General features: G+C 61.7%; 22 protein-coding genes. 3 read left to right on the forward strand and 19 right to left on the reverse strand.

Going from position 1 to position 26,991, the window contains the following annotated elements; all coding sequences use genetic code 11:
- Positions 1 to 63: 63 nt before the first annotated feature.
- The 7 genes from murD to mraZ all read right to left on the reverse strand — a co-directional run bounded on the left by murD (position 64) and on the right by mraZ (position 9,044).
- Entirely contained in the window at positions 64 to 1,422 is a 1,359-nt protein-coding gene (murD, locus tag BUB62_RS08335; RefSeq protein WP_073108668.1) for a UDP-N-acetylmuramoyl-L-alanine--D-glutamate ligase, read from the reverse strand.
- 115 nt (positions 1,423 to 1,537) lie between these two features.
- On the reverse strand, positions 1,538 to 2,758 hold the full coding sequence (mraY, locus tag BUB62_RS08340; protein ID WP_073108670.1) for a phospho-N-acetylmuramoyl-pentapeptide-transferase: 1,221 nt from the start codon (positions 2,756 to 2,758) through the stop codon (positions 1,538 to 1,540).
- 217 nt (positions 2,759 to 2,975) lie between these two features.
- Positions 2,976 to 4,478: a UDP-N-acetylmuramoyl-L-alanyl-D-glutamate--2,6-diaminopimelate ligase gene (locus BUB62_RS08345; protein ID WP_394333419.1), complete on the reverse strand. Its 1,503-nt coding sequence runs from the start codon at positions 4,476 to 4,478 to the stop codon at positions 2,976 to 2,978.
- A gap of 24 nt (positions 4,479 to 4,502) precedes the next feature.
- Positions 4,503 to 6,812, reverse strand: coding sequence for a penicillin-binding protein (locus tag BUB62_RS08350; protein WP_084538933.1), 2,310 nt, complete (start codon positions 6,810 to 6,812; stop codon positions 4,503 to 4,505).
- Positions 6,812 to 7,528, reverse strand: coding sequence for an FtsL-like putative cell division protein (locus BUB62_RS18730; RefSeq protein WP_073108673.1), 717 nt, complete (start codon positions 7,526 to 7,528; stop codon positions 6,812 to 6,814). Before BUB62_RS18730 ends, BUB62_RS08350 begins: the two co-directional genes overlap by 1 nt.
- 119 nt (positions 7,529 to 7,647) lie before the next feature.
- Positions 7,648 to 8,571 (reverse strand): 16S rRNA (cytosine(1402)-N(4))-methyltransferase RsmH, encoded by a 924-nt coding sequence (gene rsmH / locus BUB62_RS08360; protein ID WP_073108675.1) that lies wholly within the window; start codon positions 8,569 to 8,571, stop codon positions 7,648 to 7,650.
- A complete protein-coding gene (mraZ, locus tag BUB62_RS08365; RefSeq protein ID WP_073109664.1) occupies positions 8,568 to 9,044 on the reverse strand; it encodes a division/cell wall cluster transcriptional repressor MraZ in 477 nt (158 codons plus the stop codon). The genes rsmH and mraZ overlap by 4 nt, the downstream gene beginning before the upstream one ends.
- Before the next feature lie 306 nt (positions 9,045 to 9,350).
- Between mraZ and BUB62_RS08370 the strand changes: the two genes are divergently transcribed.
- Together BUB62_RS08370 and BUB62_RS08375 are read left to right on the forward strand one after the other, a co-directional pair.
- Positions 9,351 to 11,654, forward strand: a complete 2,304-nt coding sequence (locus BUB62_RS08370) for a TonB-dependent receptor (protein ID WP_073108676.1) — start codon at positions 9,351 to 9,353, stop codon at positions 11,652 to 11,654.
- A gap of 82 nt (positions 11,655 to 11,736) precedes the next feature.
- Positions 11,737 to 12,126, forward strand: a complete 390-nt coding sequence (locus tag BUB62_RS08375) for a heavy-metal-associated domain-containing protein (protein ID WP_073108678.1) — start codon at positions 11,737 to 11,739, stop codon at positions 12,124 to 12,126.
- Positions 12,127 to 12,195: 69 nt separating this feature from the next.
- On the opposite strand, the gene BUB62_RS08380 is transcribed toward BUB62_RS08375, so the two are convergent.
- Positions 12,196 to 12,771, reverse strand: a complete 576-nt coding sequence (locus BUB62_RS08380; RefSeq protein ID WP_143164088.1) for a hypothetical protein — start codon at positions 12,769 to 12,771, stop codon at positions 12,196 to 12,198.
- 280 nt (positions 12,772 to 13,051) lie between these two features.
- Here BUB62_RS08380 and BUB62_RS08385 point away from each other — a divergent pair, with 280 nt between their 5' ends.
- Positions 13,052 to 13,792, forward strand: coding sequence for a LytR/AlgR family response regulator transcription factor (locus tag BUB62_RS08385; RefSeq protein WP_073108681.1), 741 nt, complete (start codon positions 13,052 to 13,054; stop codon positions 13,790 to 13,792).
- Here the strand turns inward: BUB62_RS08385 and BUB62_RS08390 are convergent.
- The 11 genes from BUB62_RS08390 to BUB62_RS08440 form a co-directional block, all read right to left on the reverse strand.
- Entirely contained in the window at positions 13,743 to 15,689 is a 1,947-nt protein-coding gene (locus BUB62_RS08390) for an ATP-binding protein (protein WP_073108683.1), read from the reverse strand. The two genes, BUB62_RS08385 and BUB62_RS08390, sit on opposite strands and share 50 nt — an antisense overlap.
- 383 nt (positions 15,690 to 16,072) lie before the next feature.
- Positions 16,073 to 16,825 carry a fatty acid desaturase gene (locus BUB62_RS08395; RefSeq protein ID WP_073108684.1) on the reverse strand — a complete coding sequence of 251 codons (753 nt, stop codon included), beginning with the start codon at positions 16,823 to 16,825 and terminating at the stop codon, positions 16,073 to 16,075.
- Between the two features lie 77 nt (positions 16,826 to 16,902).
- On the reverse strand, positions 16,903 to 17,751 hold the full coding sequence (locus BUB62_RS08400) for a 4-hydroxy-3-methylbut-2-enyl diphosphate reductase (RefSeq protein WP_073108686.1): 849 nt from the start codon (positions 17,749 to 17,751) through the stop codon (positions 16,903 to 16,905).
- Positions 17,752 to 18,042: 291 nt separating this feature from the next.
- Positions 18,043 to 18,507 carry a hypothetical protein gene (locus BUB62_RS08405; RefSeq protein ID WP_073108688.1) on the reverse strand — a complete coding sequence of 155 codons (465 nt, stop codon included), beginning with the start codon at positions 18,505 to 18,507 and terminating at the stop codon, positions 18,043 to 18,045.
- Positions 18,508 to 18,651: 144 nt separating this feature from the next.
- Complete coding sequence (locus tag BUB62_RS08410) at positions 18,652 to 19,494, reverse strand: phytoene/squalene synthase family protein (protein ID WP_073108689.1); 843 nt, start codon at positions 19,492 to 19,494, stop codon at positions 18,652 to 18,654.
- A gap of 103 nt (positions 19,495 to 19,597) precedes the next feature.
- On the reverse strand, positions 19,598 to 21,091 hold the full coding sequence (locus BUB62_RS08415) for a phytoene desaturase family protein (RefSeq protein WP_234988658.1): 1,494 nt from the start codon (positions 21,089 to 21,091) through the stop codon (positions 19,598 to 19,600).
- 178 nt (positions 21,092 to 21,269) lie between these two features.
- Positions 21,270 to 21,785, reverse strand: a complete 516-nt coding sequence (locus tag BUB62_RS08420) for a sigma-70 family RNA polymerase sigma factor (protein ID WP_073108691.1) — start codon at positions 21,783 to 21,785, stop codon at positions 21,270 to 21,272.
- Between the two features lie 331 nt (positions 21,786 to 22,116).
- Complete coding sequence (locus BUB62_RS08425) at positions 22,117 to 23,019, reverse strand: MerR family transcriptional regulator (protein WP_073108692.1); 903 nt, start codon at positions 23,017 to 23,019, stop codon at positions 22,117 to 22,119.
- A gap of 12 nt (positions 23,020 to 23,031) precedes the next feature.
- Positions 23,032 to 23,526 (reverse strand): sterol desaturase family protein, encoded by a 495-nt coding sequence (locus tag BUB62_RS08430; RefSeq protein WP_073108695.1) that lies wholly within the window; start codon positions 23,524 to 23,526, stop codon positions 23,032 to 23,034.
- Positions 23,527 to 23,643: 117 nt separating this feature from the next.
- A complete protein-coding gene (locus tag BUB62_RS08435) occupies positions 23,644 to 24,453 on the reverse strand; it encodes an enoyl-CoA hydratase/isomerase family protein (protein ID WP_084538936.1) in 810 nt (269 codons plus the stop codon).
- Positions 24,454 to 24,629: 176 nt separating this feature from the next.
- The gene (locus BUB62_RS08440; RefSeq protein ID WP_073108696.1) at positions 24,630 to 26,864 is read right to left on the reverse strand and encodes a ComEC/Rec2 family competence protein; all 2,235 of its coding nucleotides are present in this window, start codon (positions 26,862 to 26,864) and stop codon (positions 24,630 to 24,632) included.
- Between the last annotated feature and the right edge of the window lie 127 nt (positions 26,865 to 26,991).

Here is a 26,991-nt window from a genome sequence, read left to right on the forward strand (position 1 = left end):
AGTTGGCGCATGTAGCGTATTTGGTGCAAATGGCGCAAGCCGAACATCCAACTCGCTAAGTCACTAACTCACTAAATCACCTACTGCGGCCACGAACTGCCGGCCGCGGTCTTCGTAGTTTTTGAACAGGTCGAAGCTGGCGCAGGCCGGGGAGAGCAGCACCACGTCGCCGGGCTGGGCCAGGGCGGCGGCGCGGCGCACAGCCTCGGTCATGCTCTGGGCTTCTTCCAGATGCGGCACCACGCCGCCAAAAGTCGTTTTCAGCTTCTCGTTGTCTACGCCAAGGCAGATGAGGGCCTTGGCGCGGTGGCGGGCCAGCGGAATCAGGGAGGTGTAGTCGTTGCCCTTGTCGGTGCCGCCGGCAATCCAGATGATGGGCTGCTTGATGCCGTCGAGGGCGTACCAGGCGGCTTCCACGTTGGTGGCCTTGCTGTCGTTGATGAAGCGCACGCCGTTCAGCTCGCCCACCAGCTGCAGGCGGTGGTCGGCGTTGCGGAACGTGCCCAGCCCGGCCTCAATCTGCTCCTCCGACAAGCCGGCCACGCGGGCGCAGAGCACGGCGGCCATCGTATTCTGGCGGTTGTGCTGCCCGATGAGCGACGAGCTGGCCACGCTGATTTCGTTGCCGCCCTCGTCTAGGCCCGGCGCCAGATTGGTGCACACCCGGTCTTCGGCGGTGTAGTAGGCGGCCAAGTGGTAGTCGGGGCGGTGGTGCAGGCTGAAGGGCAGCTGGTTGGCCTCGCAGAATACGGCCTGAAACTCGCGCTGAATCACCTCGTCGTCGGCATTGTAAACGAACCAGTCGCTGCTGTCGAGGCTGCGGGTGATGCGCAACTTAGCTTGGGCGTATTTCTCCAGCGAGTAGTCGTAGCGGTCGAGGTGGTCGGGAGTGATGTTGAGCAGCACCGCCACCCAGGGCTGAAACGAGTACGTATCGTCGAGCTGGAAGCTGCTCAGCTCGATGACGTAGTAGTCGAACTTATCCTCAATTATCTGCTCGGCGAAGCTGAAACCCACATTGCCGGCCAGGCCCACGCTGTAGCCCGCTGCCTTAAGCAAGTGGTAGGTGAGCAGCGTGGTGGTGGTTTTGCCGTTGGTGCCCGTGATGCAGATGCTGCGGGCCTTGGTGTAGCGGCCGGCAAACTCAATTTCCGAAACCACCGGAATCTTCTTCTCGCGCAGTGCCTGAATGACGGGGGCCTTTTCCGGAATGCCGGGGCTCTTGACGACCTCATCGGCGGTCAGAATCTCGTCCAGCGTGTGCTGGTTTTCCTCGAAACGGATGCCGGCCTGCGCGAGCTTCTCCTTATAGATAGGCTGAATCGGGCTTTTGTCGGACACGAATACTTCATGGCCTTTGGCCTGGGCCAGCAACGCCGCCCCTACCCCACTTTCCGCTGCTCCGAGAATGACGATTTTCATAGTTGTTCAGCTTAATTTTCACGCAGTGTCTCGCAGTGGTCGGCGCAGTGTTTCGGGGTGGTCGTTCACTGCGAGACACTGCGCCGGCCACTGCGAGACACTGCGTGAAATTTCATTAGCGCAATTTCAAAGTAACCAAAGTCAATATCGCCAGCATAATGCCCACAATCCAGAACCGCGACACGATTTTGGATTCGTGGTAGCCCAGCTTCTGGTAGTGGTGGTGCAGCGGCGACATGCGCAGCAGCCGGCGGCCTTCGCCGTACTTTTTGCGGGTGTATTTAAAGTAGCCCACTTGCACCATCACCGAAAGGTTCTCAATCAGAAACACGCCGCAGAGCACCGGAATCAGCAGCTCTTTGCGCACGATGAGGGCCAGCACGGCAATGATGCCGCCGATGGCCAGGGAGCCCGTGTCGCCCATGAATACCTGGGCCGGATACGAATTATACCACAGAAAGCCCACGCAGGCCCCCACGAAGGCGGTGCAGAAAATCACCAGCTCGCCGGAGTTCGGAATGAACATGATGTCGAGGTAATCGGCCAGGAAAGCGTTGCCGCTTACGAAGCAGAAAATAGCCAGCGTGATGCCGATGATGGCCGAGGTGCCGGCCGCCAGCCCGTCGAGGCCATCGGTGATGTTGGCCCCGTTGCTGACGGCCGTGATGATGACGATGACGATGGGAATGTAGAGGAAGCTGTACAGGCCGTTGAAAAACGGGCCGGCGTAGCTGAACAGGTTGCCGTAGTTCAGCTCGTTGTTTTTGGCGAAGGGAATGGTCGTAATCATCAGCTTCACGTCCTGATACACGCTGCTGGCATCTACGGCCGAGGTTTCGCCGTTGGGCAGCAGGTACTGGCGCACGGTCACGTCGTCGGAGAAAAACAGCACCCAGCCCACGGTGATGCCCAACCCAATCTGGCCCAGCACCTTGAAGCGTCCGCTCAGGCCCTCCTTGTTCTTCTGAAAAACCTTGATGTAGTCGTCAATAAAGCCAATCAGCCCCAGCCAGACCGTGCTCAGCAGCATGAGCACGATGTAGATGTTGTGGAGCTTGGCAAACAGCAGCACGGGCACCAGAATGGCCAGCAGAATAATCAGCCCGCCCATAGTCGGCGTACCTTTTTTCTCCATCTGGCCCTGCAAACCCAGGTCGCGGATACTTTCGCCCACCTGCTTTTTCTGCAGCAGCCGAATGAGCCGCGCACCAAACAGCTGCGCGATGATGAGCGAGGTGATAACCGCCATGGCGGCTCGGAACGAGATAAACTGGAACACGCCCGCGCCGGGCAGGTGGTAGTGTTTGTCGAGGTAGTCGAAGAGGTAATAAAGCATTGGCGCGGGGTTCAGCGGCGAGCGGTCAGAATTTCGGCAAGCTGCAAAGGTTCGGGTTTTTCAGGTTTCGGCAAGCGTTGCGTTTGTGCGGATTTTGGCGTAGGACACTAGAACGTCATTCCGAGCGCAGCCGAGGAATCTCGCCCGCTTCGTTGAATTACTACTCAGCCGTCAGCACGCAAGATTCCTCGGCTGCGCTCGGAATGACGTTTCCATTTCATTTTCCCAATAGATCAAACATTTCTGCCAATACTTTCCGGTCGTCAAACTCGGCGCGCACACCCTGAATTTCCTGGTACGTTTCATGGCCCTTGCCGGCTACCAGCACAATATCGCCGGGCTGGGCCAGGGCTACGGCGGTTTTGATGGCCTCGCGGCGGTCCGGAATGGTGAGCACCTTGCCCAGGTCCGGCGCTTGCACGCCGGCCTGCATCTGCCGCAGAATCTCATTAGGGTCTTCGAAGCGCGGATTGTCCGAAGTCAGCACCACGCGGGCGGAGCCCTGACAGGCCAGATTGGCCATCACGGGGCGCTTGGCCGCGTCGCGGTTGCCGCCGCAGCCCACCACGGTAATGACCTGCTGGCTGGGCTGGCGAATGTCGGCGATGGTCGAAAGCACGTTTTCCAGCGCGTCGGGCGTGTGGGCATAGTCCACGATACCGGTGATGCGCGACTTGGGGGCCAGCAGCGGCTCGAAGCGGCCTGGGGCTGAAGTGAGGCCCGAAAGCACGGTGAGCACCTCGGTAGCATCTTCGCCCAGCAGCACTGCCGCGCCATACACGGCCAGCAGGTTGTAAGCATTGAACACCCCAATGAGGCGAAACTGCGCGTCGCGGCCATCCACATCGAGGTGCAGGCCATGCACGGCGTTTTCGATCAGGCGGGCGCGGAAGGTGGCGGGGCCGCGCAGGGAGTAGGTTTCGCGGGCGGCGGCTGTGTTCTGCAGCATCACCGGACCGCGCTTGTCGTCGGCGTTGGTGAGGGCAAAGGCGTTCTTATCCAGCGCGTCGAAAAAGCCCTTTTTGGCCCTCAGGTAGTTGTCGAAGGTGCCGTGGTAGTCGAGGTGGTCGTGGCTCAGGTTGGTAAAAATCCCACCCGCGAAGCGCAGCCCCGTCACGCGGTGCTGCACCACGGCGTGCGAGCTGACCTCCATAAAGGTGTGGGTGCAGCCGGCCCGCACCATCCGGGCCAGCAGCTCGTTCAGCCGGATGGCGTCGGGTGTGGTGTGGGTGGCCGGAATAACTTCCTCATCAATCTGGTTCTGCACCGTGCTCAGCAACCCCACATGGTAGCCCAGCTCCCGAAACAGCTTGTGCAGCAGCGTGGCGCAGGTGGTTTTGCCATTGGTGCCCGTGATGCCGACCAGCTTGAGCTGCCGCGACGGGTGCCCGTAGAACGTGGCCGCCATGCGGGCCATAGCCGTAGCGCTGTCGGCCACCTCTATATATAAGGTGTCGGCCTGCTGTTCGGCCGGCATTTCCTCGCACACCACGGCCGCCGCGCCCAGCGCCACGGCTTTGCCGATGAACTGGTGGCCGTCCGTCTGGGCGCCGCGCAGGGCAAAAAACACCGTGCCGGGGCCAGCCTGCCGCGAATCCAGCGTGAGGGCCTGGATAATCGGGTTGGTGGCGCCGTGCTGCCGGCGCACGGCCACATCGGCCAGCAGGGCGGAAAGAGGATGCGTAGGGGAAGCGGCGTTGGTCAAAGCGGAGTCAGTCAAAAAAAAGGAAATCGGGTACTAAGGCTAGGCCCGGGGCCGCGGCTCGGCCGGTCGGCCGGCTTGCTGAGTGAGCTGTTTGGGCTTGGGCTTTACGGCTGGCTTAGGCTTAGCCTGGGTCGGATCAGCCTCCACGGGCAGCAGCAGGCGGTTTTCGGCCAGCTTGGTCGAGGCCGGCATGGCCACCGGGGCCGGGGCCGCGGGCTTGGTGCCAATGGCTTCCAGGGCCAGCACCACCACCGCCCCGCGCCGGATGGCGCTGCCTGCCTCCACCGATTGCTGCCGCACGCGGCCGTTGCCTACGGCCCGCACGCGCAGTCCGCGGTTTTCGAGCAGAAACAGCGCGTCGCGCAGGGTCAGGCCCGTCACGTCGGGCACGCGGCCGGGGCGCACGGCCACGGGCTGCCATTCCACGGCCTTGGCGTTGGAGTCGGTGGTGGTGGCGGCGCGTACCCAGTCGTCGCCGGAAGCTTGGCTCTGGCTCGACACGCCCATTTTCTGGCATACCAGCGTCAGCTCATCCTGCAGGCCGGCGCGCACCGAGGGCACGCGCGACTTGTTCAGCGGGGCGCGGGCCAGCAGCGGGCGCTGGCTGGCATTATCGCGGGCCATGGCCTTGTCGGCCACTTCGCGGAAAATCGGCGCGGCCGTCTGCGCCCCCGACCAGTTGGCCCCAATCGGTGAATCGACCACCACAATGCAGCTGTACTTGGGCTTATCGGCCGGAAAATAGCCGCAGAAGCTGGTCGAATACATCTTCGTGTAGCGGCCGTTCTTGAATTTCCAAGCCGTGCCGGTTTTACCCGCAATGGAAAAATCCGTCGTTTTAATGGCCTTAGCGGTGCCTTCCAGCACCACGCCTTCCAGCATCTGGCGCAGCTTGCCCAGCGTGGCATCCGAGCAGATTTTGGGAATGAGCACCTGCGGCTCAAACTGCTCCACCACCTTGTCGGCCTGCCGGATTTCCTTCACAATCATGGGCTGCACCTTCACGCCGTTGTTGGCAATGGCGTTGTAGAAGGCCAGCGTCTGGAGCGGAGCCAGCTTCAATTCGTAGCCGATGCACATGGTGCTGAGCGAAGTGCGGCTCCAGGAGCGGTCCGTGGGGTCCTTCACGTAGGGCCGCGCCTCGCCCGCCATCTGGAAGCCCAGCGGCTTGTCGAGCCCGAACTTCTTCAGGTAGTCGGTGTATTTGTCGGGCTTGGTGCTGAAGTGGTCGTTGATAAGCTTGGCCACCCCGATGTTGGAAGAATTCTCAATTACCTGCTTCACCGACAGCCGCCCGTAGGCGTGGGTGTCGGTTTTCACGGCCCCCGCGATGCGCATGGAGCCGGTGCGGCCGGTATTCACGGTATCATCGAGCGAGATTTCCGGAAACTCTTCCAGCAGCGCCATCATCGAGGCCAGCTTGAAGGTGGAACCCGGCTCGGTGCGGCCCTGGTCGGCAATGGCGTAGTTGTAGTCCTCGCGGTACACGCCGTCGGCTACCTTGCCCAGGTTGGCTACGGCTTTGATTTCGCCGGTCTGCACTTCCATCAGAATCACGCAGCCGTAGGCCGCCCGGTTCTCGACCAGCGACTTAAGCAGCGCGTTTTCGGCCACGTCCTGCAGGTTGATGTCGAGCGTGGTTTTCACGTCGAAGCCGGGCTGGGGCTTGATTTCGGTGCCGTCGTAGATGGGCTTGTTGCCGCCGGGCAGGCGCTCAAATAGCGCCTCGCCGTCTTTGCCGGCCAGGTGGCGGTTGTAGGTAAATTCCAGGCCCGCGCCGTTTTTGTCTTCGTTCAGGAAGCCGATGGTGCGCTGGGCCAGCCCGCCAAATGGCCGGAAGCGCTTGTCCACCTTCTCGAAAATGACGCCGCCCTTGTTTTTGCCGCCCCGGAAAATGGGCCACTGCGCCAGCTGCTTTTTCTCCTGGTAATTAATCTGCCGCGAGTTCAGGCGCACGTAGCGCACCGGGGCTTTGGGGTTGTGGGCATTCTTGAGCTTGCGCAGGTATTCCTGCGGGCTCCGGTCGCCGAAGAAGCGCGAAAGCATCAGCGCCAGCGAGTCGCTGCCAGCGCGGAAGGTCTTGTCGTCCACCACGCTTGGGTCCCAGGCCACGCGGTAGAAGGGCAGCGAGGTGGCCATGATACTGCCGTTGTCGGAGAGCAGCATGCCGCGGGTGGCAAACACGGGCTGGTACACCACGCGCCGCTCCTGCTCCAGCGCCTTCCACCGCGCGCCCTCATTAAACTGGATGCGTGACACCTTCCAGACAATGGCGCACGAGAACAGGCACACGCCCAAAAAGGCCAGCCGAACGCGGGTAACAATGGATTTCTTAACGCTTCCTTTCATTAGCGGGGCCGATTGGAAGTGGTTTGGGTTTTTGCCGCCGAACGGGCCGGGGCTTTCTTGGCTGCTTTTTTAGGGGCCGTGTGCGGCGCTTCCACCGTGCGGGCCCGGCGGGCGGGCAGCAGTGCCCGCGCCGAATCGGCGGTGGCGGCCGAGTCGCGGGCGGCCAGCACGGCCAGCGAGTCGGCGTTGATGACGGGCATCCGGTCCAGCTCGGCCTCATCGAGGCGGCCGGCGGGCACGCTGATGCGGAATGGCGGCGACGAGCTTTCCACCAGTCCGTAGGCCGCCACTTTGCGGGCCACCTCGCTCTGCTTGCTGGCCTCCATGTAGTCCGATTTCAGGGTGGTGTAGTCGGCGCGCAGGTCTTCGGTTTCGAGGCGCAGCTTCTGAATGCTGCGGTTCATGCGGTTGCCCCAGTGCGTATTGCCGATGTACACCAGCGTGAGCCCCATAATGAACAGCACGTGCGGCAGGTAGCGCACCGGCAGCCCCTCCCGAAACAGGTCGTCCATCCGGGTGAAGCGCTCCAGCACCGTAAATACGCTCCAGGCGCTGCGCGGAGCCGCCTTTTCGGCCTTGGGGGCGCGGGGCCGGGGTTCCGGCGCGGGCTCCGGCATGGCCACCGGCTCAGCCACCGGCAGCGGCGGCGCTGCTTCCCGGGGCACATTCTGCCGGGGCGGCGTGGCAGCGGTGGGTTTGATGGTGTTGGTAGCCATGACTCAAGTAAGAATTAGGAATTAAAAATTAAAAAGCAGCTGGCACGCCGCCAAGAGTTGCCGGGGCATAGCAGCCAAGAAAAGGAGCGTTCCAACGATTCATTTTTAATTCTTACTTCTCAATTTTTAATTGCGACGCGGAGCTTCGCACTCCGGGCGCGGCTGTTCAGGGCTACTTCTTCGGCCGAGGCCTCCACCGGCTTGCGCGTGAGCACCTCGAAGGGCGTATGCGTGTGGCCGTAGAAGTCTTTTTCAGCCTCACCAAAGAATTTGCCCTTCGCCATAAAGTTCTTCACCAGCCGGTCTTCCAGCGAGTGATACGACATGACCACCAGCCGGCCGCCGGGGCGCAATACTTGTGCCGTTTGCTCCAGCATCTGCTGCAAAGCCGTCATTTCGTCGTTCACCTCGATGCGCAGCGCCTGAAAAACCTGGGCCAGGTATTTGTTTTCCTTACCCCTGGGCATGCAGCTCTGGATGGCTTTTTTCAGCTCGCCAATGGTCTGAATGGCGTTGCCGCGCCGGGCCGTGGCCAGGGTGTTGGCCAGGGTGCGGGCGTTGGTCACCTCGCCATACATGCCGAAGATGCGGTGCAGGTCGGCGGCCGGGTAGTCGTTCACGATGTCGGCGGCGGTGCGCGGGCCCTCGGGGTCCATGCGCATGTCCAATGGGCCGTCGAAGCGGGTGCTGAAGCCGCGTGCCGGCGTATCGAACTGGTGCGACGACACGCCCAGGTCGGCCAGCAGCCCATCGACGGGCAGCGCGCCGTGGCGGGCCAGCTCGGCGTGCAGGTCGCGGAAATTGGCGCGGATGAAGGTAAACTGCGGCCGGGCCAGCTGCGCCGCCTCGGCTTCCGCATCGGCATCCTGGTCGAAGCTGTAGAGGTGGCCGGTGCTCAGGCGCTCCAGCATCCGGGCCGAGTGGCCGCCGCCGCCGAAGGTCACGTCTACGTAGCGGCCGTCGGGGCGCATGGCCAGTGCTTCGAGGCACTCGGCCAGCATCACGGGCCGGTGGTAGGCGGTATCGTTTTCAAGCTCACTCATGCGGCCAGGGTGCCGCCGAGGGGCGGGGTTTCATGGGTCAAAAATTTCTGAGCCAGCTTCGAGAAGCTCTGCTGATCCTTAATGAGGTACTCCTCATACTTCTCCGGCTCCCAGATTTCGCAGCGGTTGCCCAGCCCCACGATGATGGCCTCCTTCTCGATGCCCGAGTAGCGCAGCATGGTGCGCGGCAGCATAAAGCGGCCGATGTTGTCCAGTTCCACCTCCGTCATGCCCCGGAAAAAGTTGCGCTGAAACTGCCGGTACTCCTCGTTGAACTCGTCCAGCGCCATCACCTTGTCATGAATCACGCGCCACGACTCGCGCGGATAGAGCACCAGGCAGGGCTCGAAGCCGCGCACCAGCACCAGCTGGTTGCCGGAAGCTTCCGGCAGGTTAGCCTTCACCTTGGCCGGCAGCACCAGCCGCCCTTTCGGGTCCAGCTTGCATTCATATTCGCCGGAGAGAAGGTGCATGGACAAGGGCTGCGAGCGAAGCTCAGGTAACGGATGATAGCAAAAGTACACAATACCTCTGAAAAGGCAACCACGATTTACCATTTTCTACCACTACGCCAATAGTGCTTTTAAAGGCTGGAAACAGCATTTTTTAGCTTCTGAATTGCTTTCTCAGCGTGCCGGGGGCCGCAGATGAGCAGGTGGAAAGTACAGTTTGCCAAAATGGCAGTCTTAGCCTTCCTTCTCCCTTGCCTGAGCGTTTGCCCCGGTAAACGCCTAAGCCCGTTCGCACCTGAGCGGCAGCGGCGTATCTTTGCCGATGCTATGACTCTCTGCCTCCGCCGCCGCTTTTTCTGCCTGCTCAGCCTGGGCGCGCTGGGCCCGTCGGTGGCGTGGGCGCAGGCCGAGCTGGCCGCGCCCGTGCGCGGCCAGGTGACCGACGCGGCAGCGGCCACTCCGGTGCCTGGCGCGGTGGTGCGCTGGCTATCGGCCACTGCCGCCCTTCCCGCCGCCGCCGCCACCACCGACAATGCGGGTACGTTTTCGCTGGTGCGGCCCGCGCAGGCCGGAGCCCGCCTGGTGGTCAGTGCCCTGGGCTACCGCGCCGATACGCTGGCTCTGGCCGCCGGCAATGCCTACGTGCGCGTGCGGCTGCGCCGCTCGCAGGAGCTGGGCGGGGTGCAGATAGAAGGCCGCGCCCTCGCCTATTCCGCTCTCACGCCCACCAATTCGCAGGTCATCAGCAGCCGCGACCTGACCAAATCGGCGTGCTGCAACTTAGCCGAGAGCTTTGAAACCAACGCCTCCGTGGAGGTTTCGACCACCGATGCCGTGTCCGGGGCCAAGCAGATTCAGCTGCTGGGGCTCGATGGGGCCTATTCTCTGCTCACCGTAGACAACCTGCCGGCCCTGCGCGGCCTGAGCACGCTCTACCGCCTGAGCTACCTCTCGGGCACCTGGATTGAGAGTATCGACATCATCAAGGGCATGGGCTCGGTGGTGAATGGCTACGAAAGCATTTCGGGCCAGGTGAACGTGCGCCTGAAGGAGCCCGACAAAACCGAGCGGCTGCTCTTCAATGCCTACGGCAACGACCTTGGCAAATTTGACCTGAATCTGAACCTGGCCACGCCGCTCAGCAAAAAGATCAGCACCGCCCTGCTGCTCCACTCCGACCACCTGGGCCGCCGCGCCGACCGCAACGACGACAACTTTCTGGATTTGCCGCTGGCCACGCAGTACAATCTGTTCAACAAGTGGAAATATAAGTCGGGCTCGGGGCTGGTGAGCGAAGCAGGGCTCGGAGCGCTGCGCGAAACCCGGCAGGGCGGGCAGGTTTCGTTCCGCGAGCGTACACCGGGTTCCGGCTACGGCACCACGCTGGCCACCAACCGCTACACCGGCTTCGCCAAAACCTCTTACACCTGGCCCGGGCGCCCCTACCAGAGCCTGGGGCTGCTGCTGAGCGGCACCAGCCACGCCTTCGAGTCGGCCTACGGCAGGCGCACCTACGACGGCACGCAGCGCACCGGGCTGGCCACGCTGCTGTTTCAGAGCATCATCGGGACTACCGCCCACACCTACCGCGCCGGCCTGAGCTACCTGCACGACGACTACCGCGAGCTGTACCAGGATGGATTTATTTACCCTATAGAAACGCCTGAAGAGCGGTATCGGCGCGAAAACCGCCGCCGCTTCGAGCGGGTGCCGGGCACATTTGGCGAGTACACCTACCAGAATGCCCGCAACCTGACCGTAGTAGCCGGCCTGCGCCTCGACCGCCACAATCTCTACGGCTGGTTTCTGACCCCGCGCCTCAACGTGAAGTATGACGTCACGCCCACCAGCATCGTGCGGCTGGCCGCCGGCCGCGGGTTCCGCACGGCCAACCCCCTGGCCGAAAATACCGGAATGCTGGTCAGCGCCCGCGACTTTGTAGTTTCCGACCAGCTGCGGCCCGAGCGGGCCTGGAACGTGGGCGGCAGCTTCACGCAGTACTTCACCGTAGCCGGCCGCTCCGCCACCCTCGTGGCCGACTACTACCACACCGAGTTCCAAAACCAGGTAGTAGCCGACCCCTACACGGCCCCCACGGCGCTGCTTATCGACAATCTGGAGCCCGGCGGGCGCTCTTTTTCGCGCAGCTTTCAGGCCGAAGTGCAGGTGGAGCCCCTGAAAGGACTGCAGGCCAAGGCGGCCTACAAGCTGCTCGACGTGCGCACCACCTACGACGGCCAGCTGCTGCCCAAGCCCTTAACGCCGCGCCACCGCCTGTTCGCCAACCTGGGCTACGCCACGGCGTTCGACAAATGGCGCTTCGACCTGACGGGCCAGTGGTTTGGTCGCCGCCCCATGGCCCACCCGCCCGGCAGTGGTGGCCACCAGCACGGCACCGGCGAAACCACCCTGCCCTACACGCCCCGCTACGCGCTGTTCAATGCCCAGGCCACCCGCGCCTTCAAGCGCTTTGAGGTGTATCTGGGGGCCGAAAACTTCACCAACTACCGCCAGCGCGACCCTATCCTGGGGGCCAGTACGCCGTTCGGGCCGGGTTTCGATGCGGCGATGGTGTGGGGGCCGGTTTTCGGCCGCCTTACCTACGCCGGCCTGCGCTTCAAACTTGACTGAGCAGCGGGAATCTTCCGGCTGCGGCGTTGTTAGGCTTTCATCCGGCCTTATGCCTTCATTTTTCTCCTCTTTTCCCAACGATATGTCTTCTTCTCTCAAAAGCCTTTTTGCTGCCCTGCTGCTGCTCTGCACGGCCCAGGCCGCCCAGGCGCAGGCCAAAGTAAAAGTGAAAGCCAAAGGCCCCGCCACCGAGCAGCTGCAGCTAAAAACCTCGGCCGTGTGCGACATGTGCAAAGCCCGCCTGGAAAAAGCGTTGGCCTACGAAAAAGGCGTGCAGCAGGCCACCCTCGACGTGCCCACCCAGATGCTCACGGTGGCTTACCGCCCCGACAAAACCTCGCCCGCCGCGCTGCGCACCGCCGTGCAGCGCACCGGCTACGATGCCGACGACCAGCCCGCCGAGCCCCGCGCCTACGACCGCCTGCCCGACTGCTGCAAGAAAACCAACGCCATTCATACCGGCACCGAGTAAACCGGTTTGTTCCCAATAAAAAGAGCCCCGTACCAACCGTACGGGGCTCTTTTTGTGAAAAGCCGACTCTCAGGCCTGCGCGGCGCGGGCCATTTGCACGTCAAACTCCAGCACGGTTTTGAAGGCCAGCGGCCGGCTGAGGCGGCGGCGGTTGGTGCCGGAAAGCTCCAGCGTAAACCACTCCGTACGCAGATATTCCAGCAGATTAGGGTGGCCCAGCACGTCCATGTCGATGTGCGTGGCGTGCACCATGGGGCTGGTGAACGAGGCCACGGCGATTTTACGGCTGCTGGCGGTCAGAAAGCAGGTGCCGGTTTCCAGCGCCGCCAGCGTGGAGGTGCCGCGCCCGATGGCATGATCCGCATCGGGCTGCCATTCCAGGCGGGCGGTGCGCAGGGTCACGGCCGTCACGCCGGGGCCGGTGAGTGTGGCTAGGCAGGGCAGCGTGTTGGGCAAAGTGGTTTCGCACAGATAAATAAGCTCCATGCTGGGATCAATGCGCAGGTTGATGGCCCGCGCACTCAGGCCAAAAGCCGAGCGCAACGACCGCCGCACGCTCTCCTGATTGGCAATAGTAAGGTCGACCCCTAGTATGACGGGTGGCACGGCCGTGAGCGAAGTTCTGGAGTAAGTATTCGTATTCATGGCCGCGAAAAGTGAGCCTGCTCTGATGCTGCGCCAGGCGGAAAACCGGGCAAAAGGCGCAAAATGCCTGATGACGGCTCTGAGCTCGCCTAGCATATATACCAGTTTTAATATACTCAAAGCCCTTGACAATCATCTGATAAAGTATAGCAACCCCCGTCAGAAGTATACCAGCACCACCCCCAAGCTGGACCACAGCCGCTTTCTTATTCTAAACAATAGCACGAATCAATTTGACTTTCTTTATATTCACCCCCGGTCATCTGCCCTATTTTCCGCTATGAAGATTACTTGCCTTCTACTCGACGACGATCCGCTGGTGCTGGACCTGCTGCAGGCTTACGTGGCCATGACCGGCGTGCTGGATGTGAAGGCAGTGTTCAGCGACCCGCTCGAAGCCCACAGCTATCTGTTGAACAACGACGTGCAGGTACTCTTCTCCGATGTGACCATGCCCCACCTCAGCGGCCTGGATCTGGTCCGCTCGCTGCAGCAGCCCCCGCTGGTAGTGCTCATGACCTCCTATCCGCAGTATGCCATGGAAGGCTTCAATCTGGATGTCATCGACTTTTTACTCAAGCCTATATCCCTCGACCGGTTCCTAAAAGCCGTCAACAAGGTTTCGAGCATCCTACGGACCGCCCATCCCAACGGCGATGACAGCCAGGAGGCGCTGGCGGGTTGGGGCTCCTTTTTTATTCGCACCGATGCGCAGTTCGTGCGCCTGCACTACCGCGAAGTGCTCTACATTGAAGCCCTGAAGGATTTCACCAAAATAAACACGGCCGACGGCCGGACCCACCTCACGCTGGTGAACCTGAAAAACCTGGAAGAGCAGCTGCCGCCGGGCCTGTTTGTGCGCACGCACCGCTCCTATCTGGTCAATGCGGCCCAGATTGAAGCCGTCAGCACCCAGGAAGTGCGGGTGGGCGGCCACGCGCTGCCCCTGGGCCAGACCTACCGCGAGCGGGTCACGGAGCGAATCGTGAATCACTCACTGATTCGGCGGCAGCACTTGTAAGCTGATTTTCGGGCCGGGCGGGCTTGGTGCGGGCGGTGAGCAGCGTGAAGCGGAATGTGGTGCCCGCGCCGGGCTGGCTTTCAAACGAAATCCGGCCGCCATTGCGCTCCACAAAATCTTTGCAGAGCAGCAGGCCCAGGCCGGTGCCCTTTTCGCGGGCCGTGCCGGGCGTGGAGTGCAGCCCGCCCGCGCCGAAAACTTTCTCATAGTCGGCGGCCGCAATGCCGATGCCGGTATCGGCCACCGACACCTCCCACCACGTGCCAACCCGGGCCGCCGATACCGTGACGGTGCCGTTTTCGGGCGTGAATTTGATGGCATTGCTGAGCAGATTGCGTATCACCAGGCGCGTCATGTTCAGGTCGGCCCGCGCCAGGGCTGGGCTGGGCATTTGGTTCAGCAGCAGTATTTTCTTGCGTTCCGCATCGCCCAGCAGCAAGGTCAGACCCTCTTCCACCAGCGCATCGAGGCGGATGGGCTCGGGCCGTACGCCACGGCCCTGCATCTGCGCCGCCGACCAGTTGAGCAGATTATCGAGCAGGCGCAACGTGCTGTCGAGGGTGCGGGAAAGCCGCTCAGAATGCGCGGCCAGCCGCGCGGGCGGCAGATTCCCCATATTCAGCAACGACAACAGCGAATACAGCGAGCTGAGCGGGCTGCGCAGGTCGTGCGAGATGATGGAAAAGAGCGTGTCTTTGGTTGTGTTCAAGCGGCTTAGCTCCTCCTTCTGCCGGCTGATGGCGGCATTCTTGCGCTCCAGTAGCAGATTGGCGCGGGCTTGCTGCCGCCGGCTTCGGTAGAGCACCACGGCCAGCCCCAGCAGCACCAGCGCACCGGCCGCCAGCCCGTTGCGCAGCAGCAGCTGCCGCCGCAGGTTGGCCTGCTGAATAAGCTGGTCTTTGGTGAGCAGCTGAATGGCCCGCTCCTTGCGCTCGGTTTCGTAGCGCGTCTGCAGCTCAGCCACCTGCGCGCGGCGCTCCTCGGCAAACGCGGTGTCCTGCAGGCCGGCATAGCGCGTGAGGGCAGCCAGCGCCTGCGGATAGTTGCCGGCGCGCCGATACAGCGCGGCCAAATGCTGATAGAGGCCGCTAAGCAGCAGCTTGGAGGAGTCAGCCAGCGGCAACGCCCGGCGCAGCAGCAACTCCGCGGCTCCGCGTTGGCCCAGGGCTTCCTTCGCCAGAGCCTGCGCCTGCAGCATCCGGGCCTGGGTTTCGGGCGAAGTAGCACGGGGCAGGTTTTGCAGTGCCTGGGTATAAAACTGATCCGTCAGCTCCTGATTGCCCAGGGCCTGATATACTTCGGCAATGCCCCCCAGCGCCTCCCCTACCCGCATACTATCCGGGCCCTGCTGCCCCTGGCCTAGGGCCCGCCGCAGATAGTACAGCGCCCGGCTGTATTGCTGCTGCTGCTTATGCACCAAGCCAATAGCCGCCAGGGCACCGGCCGTTTCCGACCGGCGGCCCAGCTGCTGCCAGGCCACCAGAGCCCGCTCGTAGCTGCGCAGGGCCTGGGGCCACTTTTGCTGCTGGCCGTAGAGCCGCCCCATGTTTTGGTAAACCAAGGCCGTGCCGGCAGAGCTGTGCAGGCGTGTGAAGCCCGCCAGCGCCCCCTGGTAGCTGAGGCGGGCCTGCCCGGTGTCGCCCTGGGTGTGTTGCACGTAGCCAATCTGGCGCAGGACTTCGGTGCTGCGCAAATAACGGTGCCGGCTTTGGTAGAGCCGCCGCGCCGCCCGGAAGTGGCGCAGCGCCTGGTCGTAGTTGTGCAAGCGCTGCTGGGCGTACGCCAGCGCCAAGTGGGCGGCAGCTATGGCCGATGGCTGGCCGTGCAGCCGGGCCTGCCGCAGGGTCTGCTGGGCCCGTAGCAGTGGGCTTTGCAGCCCAATGGCTGCCAGGGGCACCGAGCTTTGTGAACCTGAAAGCGCGGCAGAAAATACAGTTGCCAGAATGCCGGAAGCTGCCAAAAACGGCATATCAGCCGCCAAAGAGGGCCTTATGCTGGCTGCAAATAACACCCACACAGCTCGCCACGGCACCACCGTCCGCCAAGCAAGCCCTGTACGCGCCGACGAAAATAACTTCATGGCCAGTGTACCAACAGGACTCGCACCACCCGACCTACCATAGTCAGGTTTCAACAAAGACTTTCCTTATTCTGCGTAATATATAAATTCTCTATTATAAAATAAGGCAAGCCTGAACCGATTTTTTGACTCGCGCGCCGAAAAAACAGCTGATATAAGATCCTGTTCCAACTGGTTATTTTTATAGTCAACCCGAAGCACTACCCCGCTTCTTTGGCCTGCCACAGCCGCCACCAGGGCAGGTAGGGCTGGTCGTGGTGCTCGTAATGATACCCGAAAAAGTAGCAGCTCACGAAGGCCCAGACGTGCTGGCGCAGCTGGCTCCGCGACTTGTGCGCGTTGTCGGGGGCATGCTCGCCGCGGTGGGGCAGGTAGGTGCCAAAAAAGAACAGCTGCAGCGTGGCCAGCACGGCCGGCACCATCCAGAAGGCAATGACATTGGCCATCGGGAAAGCCAGCTTGAGCAGGTTGTAAGTCAGGGCCATCAAGGCTATCTGCCACCACGTCACGTAGTTCCAGGCGAAGCGGGCAAACCAGAACAGGAAGCCGGGGTGACGGCCGTTGTGAAAGTCGGGGTCGGCGGCGGTGCCTACGTGGCGGTGGTGCTGGTGGTGCTTGGGCAGCATCCGTGGGAACCAGTTGAAGGCAAAAAGCAGCGCCGTGACCATCCCCAGAGCATTATTCAGCCATTTTCTGGGGCTCACCACGCCGTGCATGGCATCGTGGGCGGTGATGAACAGGCCAGTGTAGAGGTGGGTTTGAGCCAGCACCAACAGGTAGGGCCAGGGCGTGGCCCAGTCGGGACGGTAGAAAGCCAGCAGAAACGTGAGCAGCGCCGCCCAGCTGCCGATAATCAGCAGCGCCATAGCTACGCCCCGGTGGCCCAGCGGCGCGGGCTGCACGCGGCGGGCAAGCGCAGCAGGGACGGAAGTATAAGTTTGGGCAAGAGGCATACGAAGAGCTACAGAGCCAGGCCAACAGCGTGGCCGGCCGCAAAATTTCACAATTTTACCAACTCAGCCCCCGCTCCTCACAAGGCCAGCAGCGCGTCGCGCACGTTTTCCATCAGCCACAGCGGCGTGCTGGTGGCCCCGCAGATGCCTACCGACTGGCCCGGCTGAAACCACTCGGCCCGCAGCTCTTCCACTTTGGAGATGAAGTGCGTGCTGGCGTTGGTGTCTTTGCAGACCTGGTACAGCACTTTGCCATTGGAGCTTTTGGTGCCCGACACGAACACAATCTGGTCGAACTGGGCGGCGAAGCGGCGCAGATCCTTATCACGGTTGCTTACCTGCCGACAGATAGTGTCGTTGGCGTTTATCTGGTAGCCGCGCTGCTCCAGCTCGCCCTTGATGCGGTAGAAGCTGTCGGTGCTCTTGGTGGTCTGGCTGTAGAGCGTGATGTTCGGGGGCAGCTCGTGGCTCAGCAGCTCAGCCAGGTTCTCAAACACCACGGCATCACCACCAGTCTGGCCCAGCAGACCCAGCACTTCGGCGTGGCCGTGCTTACCATAAATAAAGATCTTGTCCTGCTTGTCGTAGCTGGTTTTGATGCGGTTCTGGAGCTTGAGCACCACCGGGCACGAAGCATCAATCAGCGTCAGGTTGTTTTGCAGCGCCGTTTGATAGGTGCTGGGCGGTTCGCCGTGGGCCCGAATCAGCACGGCCTCGCCGCGCAGCTGCACAAACTCGTCGTGGCCGATGATGCGCAGACCGCGCTGTTCCAGGCGCTGCACTTCCTCGTCATTGTGCACAATGTCGCCGAGGCAATACAGGTAGCCCTGCTCGTCGAGAATGTCCTCCGCCATCTGAATGGCATAGATGACACCGAAACAGAAGCCGGAGTTGGGGTCGATGCGGACGCTCAGGTGGTGCGGCATGTCTCGGAAACCAAGGAAGCGGGCAGAAAGTTATGGTTGGGCTCCACGGCTGCAGAAGATACGCCATGCGCAGCAGATGCGGTTCCGGGCAGCCCGGCAGGATTCCCGCCGGCAGGCGCGAAACCTGTGCTCCGTCTGTCTAGTGCCGAACTAATGCCAAGCTTACGGCCGTGCCCTGGCAATACTCCCCGGCGCTTACTTTGTTTCGCCGCCACGCCCAAAAACCCACCCAAAAAAGCCGCGTAGCTAACCAGCGCGGCTTTTTGGCACAACTGAAATGCGGCTGGCCAGCTAGCCCGCCATCCCTTCCAGCTTGCGGGCATCGGCCTCGCTCACATGGCCGCGTTCTACCATAAAGGAGCGCACCAGGGCAAACGATTCGGCATCGAGGCCCGACTTGGGGTGCGTCAGCAGGGTTTTTACCAGGAATTGCCGGTCTTCGTCCACGTGCTGGCTCAGGCCCAGAAAGGCGGGCAGGTTGCTTTCCACGCTCAGGCGCAGAAAGCGGATTTCGGCGTTGTCGGCATCCAGCTTCACGGCCTGGTCAAACTGCTTGCTGGCATTCTGCACGTAGGTCAGCTTGTTGAACATAGAAGCGTCGCGGGCCCGAATAGCTTCGGCGGCGGCTTTGTAGGCCAGTACCACGGCATCCTGCTCGGTGTAGGCGGCCATCAACTGGTAAAACTTCTCGCCGGCCTGCTTGTCGGTGGCGGCTTGCTGGTACTGGCGGCGCAGGTTGGAAACGGCGTAGGACACTTTGGGAGTTCTGAATTTTGAATCTTGAATCTTGAATTGACGGGCGGACGCCGAACCAGCTTGCGGATCGGCAACGGTCAGGCAGCCAGTTAAAACGAAAAGGCAACAGCGAAAGGGCAGCTTCACGCGGCAAAAGTTCGTGGATCAAATGGCCCGCAGGCGGTAGCGAAAGTACGAACCCATCAATAAAAGCAGCTTGGTATTGTCGGGCACGCGCACCCGCTCACCCAATATTCGTGCCGCCGGCAGCTGCCGGATCTTGTGAAAAAGCTTCAGATAATACACGTAGGCCAGATACACGCCAAGCCGTGCCGCCCGCGGCAGCTGCACGATGCCCGCGTAGCCGGCCTCAAAATCAGCCCGGATATCGGCCTCAATTTCGCGCTTCACGGCATCATCGAACTGCTCGTAGCGCACGCCGGGAAAGTACACGCGGCCCCGCTCCTCGTAGTCGGAGCGGATGTCGCGCAGGAAATTGACCTTTTGGAAGGCCGAGCCCAGCCGCCGGGCCGGCTCGCGCAGGTGCTCAAACAGGGCCGCGTCGCCCTCGCAGAAGATGCGCAGGCACATAAGCCCCACCACTTCGGCCGAACCGTAGATGTATTCCTCGTACATGCCCTGGTGGTAGCTGCGGTCTTCCAGGTCCATTTCCATGCTCTTCAGAAAGGCCTCGATAAACTCGGTGTCGATGCCGTACCGGCGCACCATCAGCTGAAACGAGTGCAGCACCGGATTCAGGCTGAAGCCAGTTTCGAGGGCCTCGTAGGTCTGGCGGCGGAAATCGGCAAACAGCGCCGCCTTGTCGCGGTCGTGGAAGGTATCCACGATTTCATCGGCCCAGCGCACAAAGCCATACACGGCATACACCGGCAGGTGAAACCGCCGGTCGAGCGTGCGGATACCCAGCGTGAAAGAAGTGCTATACCGTTTGGTAATCAGCTTACTGCAGGCCAGACTGGTCTGGTCAAAAAGAGCAACGTGGTCCACTTTGAGTCAATTAAAAAATTGAGAACTAAGAATTAAAAATTGGCTGCTGCCGCCAATTCTTCTTTCCAGATTCCAAACGCCCGCAATTTTCAATTCTTAATTCTCAATTTTTAATTGAAAACTCCTTTTCCACTTCCTTCGCCACTACCTGACCCGAGATGAGCGAGGGTGGCACGCCGGGGCCGGGCACAGTGAGCTGGCCCGTGAAGTACAAGTTGCTCACTTTCTTGCTTTTGAGCGTGGGCTTCAGGATGGCCGTCTGGCGCAAGGTGTTGGCCAGGCCATAGGCGTTGCCCTTGTAGCTGTGGTAGTCGGCCCCGAAATCCTGGTGGGCGTAACTGCGCTTGAACACTACGAAGTCGCGGATATTCTCGCCCACGTGGCGCTCCAGACGGTCCATCATCTGGTGGTAATACCGCTCACGGGTTTCTTCCGGGTCGGCTAGGTCGGGGGCCACGGGCATGAGCAGGAACAGGTTTTCGTGGCCGGCGGGTGCTACTGTGGGGTCGGTTTGGGAAGGGGCCGACACGTAGAACAGCGGCTTGCTGGGCCACTGCGGCTCCTCGTATATCTCGTGGGCGTGCTGCTCAAAGTCCTCATCGAAAAACAGGTTGTGGTGGCGCAGCTTGGGCAGGCGCTTGCTCACGCCCAGATAAAACAGCAGCGACGACGGGGCCATCGTGCGCGAGTTCCAGTAGGCCTCATCGTAGTGCCGCCACTCGGGCTTCAGCAGCTGCTGCTCGGCGTGGTGGTAGTCGGCCCCGGCAATTACTACATCGGCGGGGCGGAAGCCGGCGGCGGTCTGCACGCCGGTGGCGCGGCCCTTCTCGACCCGGATTTCCTGCACTTCCTGGTTGTATTCCAGCGTTACGCCCTGCTCCTGGGCCAGCTGCACCATGCCCTCTACTATCTTGTGCATCCCACCCTTCGGGTACCAGGTGCCCAGCGCCAGATCAGCGTAGTTCATCAAAGAATACAGCGCGGGCGTATTCTGAGAAGTAGCCCCCAGAAACAGAATCGGAAACTCGACCAGCTGTAGCAGCTTCGGGTGGCGGAAAAAGCGCCGGACGTGCTTGTGCATACTCTGCAGAATATCCAGCCGCACGGCATCTACCAGCAGGCGCGGATCGGCAAACTCCAGTACGGAGCGACCGGGCATGTGCACGAATTTATTGATGCCGACTTCGTACTTATACTGCGCCTGCCGCAGAAACTCGTCCAACTGGGCCGCGCTGCCGGGCTCAATGCTTTCAAACAGCTGCCGGATATCCGCCATCCGGGCCGGAATATCCACCGCGTCGTCGCCGGGAAAAACCACCTGGTACGACGGGTCCAGGCGCACCAAGTCGTAGTAGTCGGCCACTTTTTTGCCGAAACGGGCGAAATACTGCTCAAACACGCCCGGCATCCAGTACCAGCTTGGACCCATATCGAACGTGAAGCCCGCCGCCCGGAACACCCGCGCCCGGCCGCCCGGCCCCTCGTTTTTTTCCAGCACCGTGACGCGGTAGCCGCGCTGGGCCAGCGCGGTGGCCGCCGAAAGCCCGGCAAAGCCGGCCCCGATAACAAGAACTTGTTTGGAAGTGGAAATAGCCAAAAGAACAGTTGTGTTGTGAAGCCTGCAAGCTACCACCGGCGGCGCAATTAGCGCCAACTGGCGGGCGGCGGCCCAGATTATGCTCAAAAAAACGGGCCGCGAGCGGCACCACCTTTCGGCTGTGTCATTCGCGGCCCGCTCTACACCCAGGGCGCAAGTTGTACTCTCTCCCTATTCCCTACACGCCGGGGGCATAGACCTTCAGCGCATCCTTCAGCTCCTTGCGGGCAATGTGGATACGGTTCTTGACAGTACCAATTGGAATCTGCAGCTTCTCGGCTATTTCGAGGTACTTGTAGCCGATGTAGTACATCATAAACGGAGTCCGGTAGTCGGCCGAGAGGCTGGCAATGGCTTCGTTGATATCGGTTACTACGAAATCGGAAGTGGCACCGTTGTGCGTAATGTAGTTTTCGTCGGTGTTGAAGTACTGGAAGTACTCCGTGCTGTCAATATTGCTATTGCGCTTGGTGATTTTGTTGTAGTTGTTGATGAAGGTGTTGCGCATGATGGTGTACAACCACGCCTTCAAATTGGTCCCTGCCTTGAACTTGTCCTGGTTCAGCATGGCTTTCAGCAGTGTTTCCTGCACCAAATCCTTGGCATCGTCGGCATCGCGCGTCAGGTTCATCGCCACGGGCTTCAGGGAGTAGGAAATCTTCTGTACTTGATCGGTGAATTCCAAAGAGGTCATACTGTTTAGCGTTTCGTGGCAGAAGGTTAAACAAATATACGAGACGGTTTAGATATCAACTAGCAAAAGAGGGAAAATATTCCTCGCTCCCGGCCGGCTCGTATGTTGGTACATGAATACGGCGACAAGGTACGAACCGCACAACTTGGCGCCTTCATTAGCCCCACTTATTCGGCTTGCATCCTATTCGGGGAGACGAAACAGGGTTTCTGCACGACGAACAGCAGCGCGTAATTTTGCTTCCCTATCAAGCCGCCGCTACTACCGGCCCGGCTTCCCGGCCGCTATTGCAGCCGCCAGATGAAATGGGCAACTTTATGGAACGAGCGTGCTACTGGTTGGAACGTGCGTCCAACTGATCGGCCAGGGCCAGGAATTCGGTCATCAGCGCGGGCCGAATAGCTTTGGGCGGCAGCGTCAGGCTGGTTTGGGCCTGCACCAATGGCCCATACAGGATCAGTGCCACATCCGGGCAGTTGCGGGCCAGCTGGTTCACAAAATCCTGCACCTGGTCGCGCTCGGGCACAGCCGTCAGCACGGTGCACACGGCGTAGGGCTGATAGGCGCGGCACACGGCTGCCAGCTCGGCCGCGGGCAGATTCTGCCCCAGGTAGAGCACGTGGTGCCCGCGCGCCCGCAGCGCATGGTTCATAAACAGCAGCGCCAGCTCGTGCATTTCGCCTTCGGGCAAAAACAGCACCCAGCGCCGCGCCGCGGCCGGTGCCACGGGCGGCAGCGCATCGGTGGCAGCCAGCATTTTCTGCCGCAGAATATTGGCCACCAGGTGCTCCTGGGCGGGGTTCACACTGCCCGTTTGCCACAGAATGCCAATGCGCTGTAAAAATGGGTAGGCCACGTGCAAAATGGCCGCCTCAAAGCCCAGCTGCCGCACAGCCTCGCTGAGCAGCTGGTACAGCCGGGGCTCATCCAGCTCCAGCATAGCAGCCAGCAGCGAGTTTACCTGCCGGGCGTAGTCGTGCGCGTCGTCGGAGCAGGAAATGACGGCGGCGGCTATTTCCTGGTCGCTGAGGCGGGCCACTTTCGAGATGCGGTGGCCCTGACCGCAGAGCGTGGCCACATTCAGCAGGCGGCGCAGGTCGTCGTCGCGGTAGAGGCGAATGTTGGTGGGGGTGCGCTCGGGCCGCAGAATGCCGTAGCGCTGCTCCCAGATACGGATGGTGTGCGCCTTGATTCCGGAGAGGTTTTCCAGGTCGCTGATCGAAAATTGTCCCAAAATGCCGCCCCCCTACTGATGTGATGATATGCGGCCCCGCACTTTGGGGGCCGGTTTGCGCCAGGCCAGCGCAAAATAGCGCGGCGATACCCACAGCATCCCAAACTCCTGGGAGCCGTCGCGGCCGGTGGTTTTGTGGTGCATCTTGTGGGCCATGTTCAGCGCCCGCAGATACGCATTGCCCGATTTGCGCCAGAAGCGCAGCCGGCCATGAATCAGCACATCGTGCACGAAGAAATACACGCTGCCGTAGGCCGCAATGCCAATGCCGACCCAGAAGCGCCAGTCTTTGGTGGGCGAGCCGTAAATAATGCACAGCATGGACAGCGCCCCGTAGAACAGAAAAAAGAAGTCGTTGCGCTCGAAGTGGTGCGGGTGGCGCACGTGGTGCGAGCGGTGCAGAAACCACAGCGCCCCGTGCAGCACAAATTTGTGCATGAACCACGCCACGAACTCCATTCCCAGAAAAGTGGCCGTAGTGATGCCTACGGCAGCTAGCGTTGTCATAGGAGCCAAACCGAATTGGACGGGGAAAGTTAAAAAAGCGGGAAGGCCAAAAGCCGAAACAAAGCTACCGCTCTGCCTCTACTTTTGGCCCTCCCGACATACAGCCGTGCTTTCCGGCTAGTTCCAGACTATTTTTTCCTTGTTGAGAAACGCCGCGATACCACGACGGCAGTCGGCGGAGCCGCGGGCCGCCGCGTTCATCTGGGCGGCGTAGCGCAGGCTGTCTTCCAGGGGCATTTCCGGAATGCGGGCCAGCATTTCCTTCGTCAGCTCCATGCTCTGGCCGGAATTTTCGACGCAGAGGCGGCGGGCAAACTCGTATACCTTCGCGGCCAGCTCCTCTTTGGGAACCAGGAAATTGACCAGGCCGAAATCGGCGGCGGCCTGCGCCGAGATGATTTCGCCGGTGAGCAGCAGCTGCTTGGTGCGGGCCTCCCCGATCTTGCGCAGCAAAAACACGCTCACGATGGCGGGCAGAAAGCCGATTTTCACTTCCGTGTAGCCGAATTTGGCTTCCGGCACGGCAAAGGCAAAGTCGCAGACGGTAGCCAGGCCGCAGCCGCCAGCCAGCGCGTGGCCCTGCACCTGCCCGATGACCACTTTTTTGAGGGTATAGATCTGGTGGAAGAGCTGCATCAGGTGGGTCGAGTCGGCCAGGTTATCGGTGTAGCCGAAGCCCTGCAGCTCCTGAATGTAGGCCAGATCGGCCCCGGCGCAGAACGCGGCCCCTTCGGCGCGCAGCACGATGACCTTGCAGGCTTCGTCGTCTTCGGCAAACTCGAAGGCTTGCTTCAGCTCCGAAACCATGTCGAAGCTGAGCGCATTGCGCTTGTCGGGGCGGTTCAGAGTGATGTAGCCGATGGCCTCGTGGGCCTCGTAGCGGATGTAGCGAAGGGCTTCCAGCTCCTGAGTGGGCATATTATCCATGAGAGTAGGGCAAAAGGCGGTGAGGCTCTCGGGCGGCAGCGGGCGGCAAGGCCCCGGGCCGGTGCAAAAGCTTAGGATAGGGCGCTGACCAAACCTAACAAAAATGATGCGCTAAAGAAAGTATATAGCGTATCCCCGATGTGTTCGGTTTCGATGAGCACAGGCCGGCCCTCGCTCTACGGCCGCGGCCGCACGCTGAAGGCACCCCGCGCGGTTACATCATAGGTTTGAAAACCAGCTTTTTGCAGCGCCGAATCCTGTCGCGCCACGTACCAGGATTTGCAGGAAGAATCGAAAATAATCAGCGGCCGGGGCCCGAACACGGCCGCCAGATCCTCCGGATATACCCGTGCGTTGCGCCGCAGCACTACCAGATCGACGGGCTGCGGCTGCCGCGCGCCATCGAGCCGGCCCGAGACGAAACCCAGCCGCTGCCCGCGCCACACGGCCAGCACCACGCCCGGCGCGGGCCGGGCCGTGGGCACGGGTGCCTGCTGCCAGCCCACGTGGTAGCGCACCAGGCGGGCTTCGCGCTGAATAATGCCCGGCACGATGCGGTAGGTACGCTCGGTTTCGGAGAGCGGCAATGAATCGGGGGTGACGATATGGGCCGCCGCGCCCTGCCAGAAGCCCACCACCGAGCGGCGCGGAATGCTGTAGATAAGGAGCTGTTCGTCAGTAGTGAGGGCGCGGGCGGCCCACACGCGGCTGCCGCCGTAGCCGGCCGCCAGCCCGCACGCCACGCCCAGCCACACCAGCCGGCGGGCCGCCACCAGCGTGAGCAGGGCCAGAATAATGCCCCCAATCAGCCACACCTGCAGCGTGGTGACGTGGATGCCGGAAATGAGGGCTCCAGGCAGCTGGCGGCCAATCCAGAAGATGTACTGATTAAACCAGCGGATCAGGGTTTCAAACACCAAAGCAATGCCCTGGGGCAAATAATCGAGGCCGGCTAATACCGGCGCGGGCACCACCAGTCCGGCCAGGGCCACTAGCCCTTTGGCCAGCAGCAGCCCCAACCCCACATACACGGCGCCCGAGGAAATGGGCACGGCTACCAGATTGGAAGCCAAAAAGCTGAGCGGAAACTGATGAAAATAGAACAGCCCCAGCGGAAACGTGGCTACCTGGGCAGCGAGGGAAAGCGCCGTGGCCTGCCAGATTTTGTCCAGCGTCCAGCCTGCCGCCGTCCAGAGGCCGCGCACGGGCCGGGGCTGCCAGGGCCGGCGGCGGGCGGCGGCCAGGTCCCGAAAATCGAGCCAGGCGGCAATGCGCGGCTGCAGGTATACGATGCTGAGCACGGCCAGAAACGAGAGTTGAAACCCGACGTCGGCCAGCAAATAGGGGTCGTAGCAAAGCAGCGCGAAGGCGGCCACGGCCAGCGTGTTGTACATGGTGCTCTGGCGGCCAGTGGCGCGGGCCACAATGATGAACGTGAACATGACCGCCGCCCGCAGCACCGAGGCCGAAAGGCCCGTCAGGAAGGCGTAGGCCCAGATGGTGGCCAGCCCCAGCGCCGCCGCTACCAGCCGGAACAGCCAGCCGCGCCGCCCCGGCAGCAGCCCCAGCAGCCACGTAACGGCCCCAAACAGCAGCCCCACCTGCAGCCCCGACACGGCCATGATGTGGGTGGTGCCCGTGTTGGCGTAGGCCTGCTTGGTGTCCTGATCCACATCATCTTTAATGCCCAGCACCAGCGCCGAGGCCAGCGCATACTCGCGCTTTGCCTTCACATAGTGCCGGAATACGCCATCGAGCACCCGTGCGGCGCGCATACTCACGGCCTTCAGGTAGTTGGGCGGCCGGAAGCCGATGCGGCGGTACTGGTCGGCGTGAATGAACTGCTGATGATACACCTGATGGTACTGCAGGTAGCGGCGGTAGTCGAACTCGCCGGGATTGAGCGGGGCTTTGCTCGGGGCCGGGCCGCCGCGCACCAGCCACACGTCGCCGTAGCGGGGCGCGGCCACGCCCGAATCGCGCGGAATGGATACCCGGATGCCGCCCAGCGCCGGCTGCCACCGCCCCGCTATCCGCACCGCCGACACGCGCACGGTGGTAGCGAAAGTGGCCGGGCGCGTCACGGTGTAGTCGTCCACCACAGCGCGGTAAAACTCGACGGGGCCGCGCAAGCGGCTCAGGTGCCCGGCCCGACGGCTTTCGGTGGCCTGCTGGGTGAGCGTGAGGCCGGCCAGATACAGGCAAGTCATAGCCAGCAGCCCGGTGCCGTCGGTAGCGCCGGGCGTAGGCCGGCGGCGGGCCCATTGCTGCAGCAGAATATATAGAGCCATGCTGCCGGCCAGCGCCCAGCGCAGATCCGGCAGCATCGCACCAAAATAAAGGTAAGACAGAATGCCAGCCGCCAGGGCCAGAAACAGCCGGACAAAGGCAACCGGAGCCCAGTGAATCATAGCGGAATAGAAATAGGTAGCGCCGGAAATAATCGAGCGGGTAAGCTGCTAAAAATCCGGCATAGTTTGCTGCTGAATTCCAATCATTTGTCATCCTGAGCCCTGCGAAGGACCTTCCTCGGTAAAG

The organism is Hymenobacter daecheongensis DSM 21074, from assembly GCF_900141805.1.
Lineage (GTDB): Bacteria > Bacteroidota > Bacteroidia > Cytophagales > Hymenobacteraceae > Hymenobacter > Hymenobacter daecheongensis.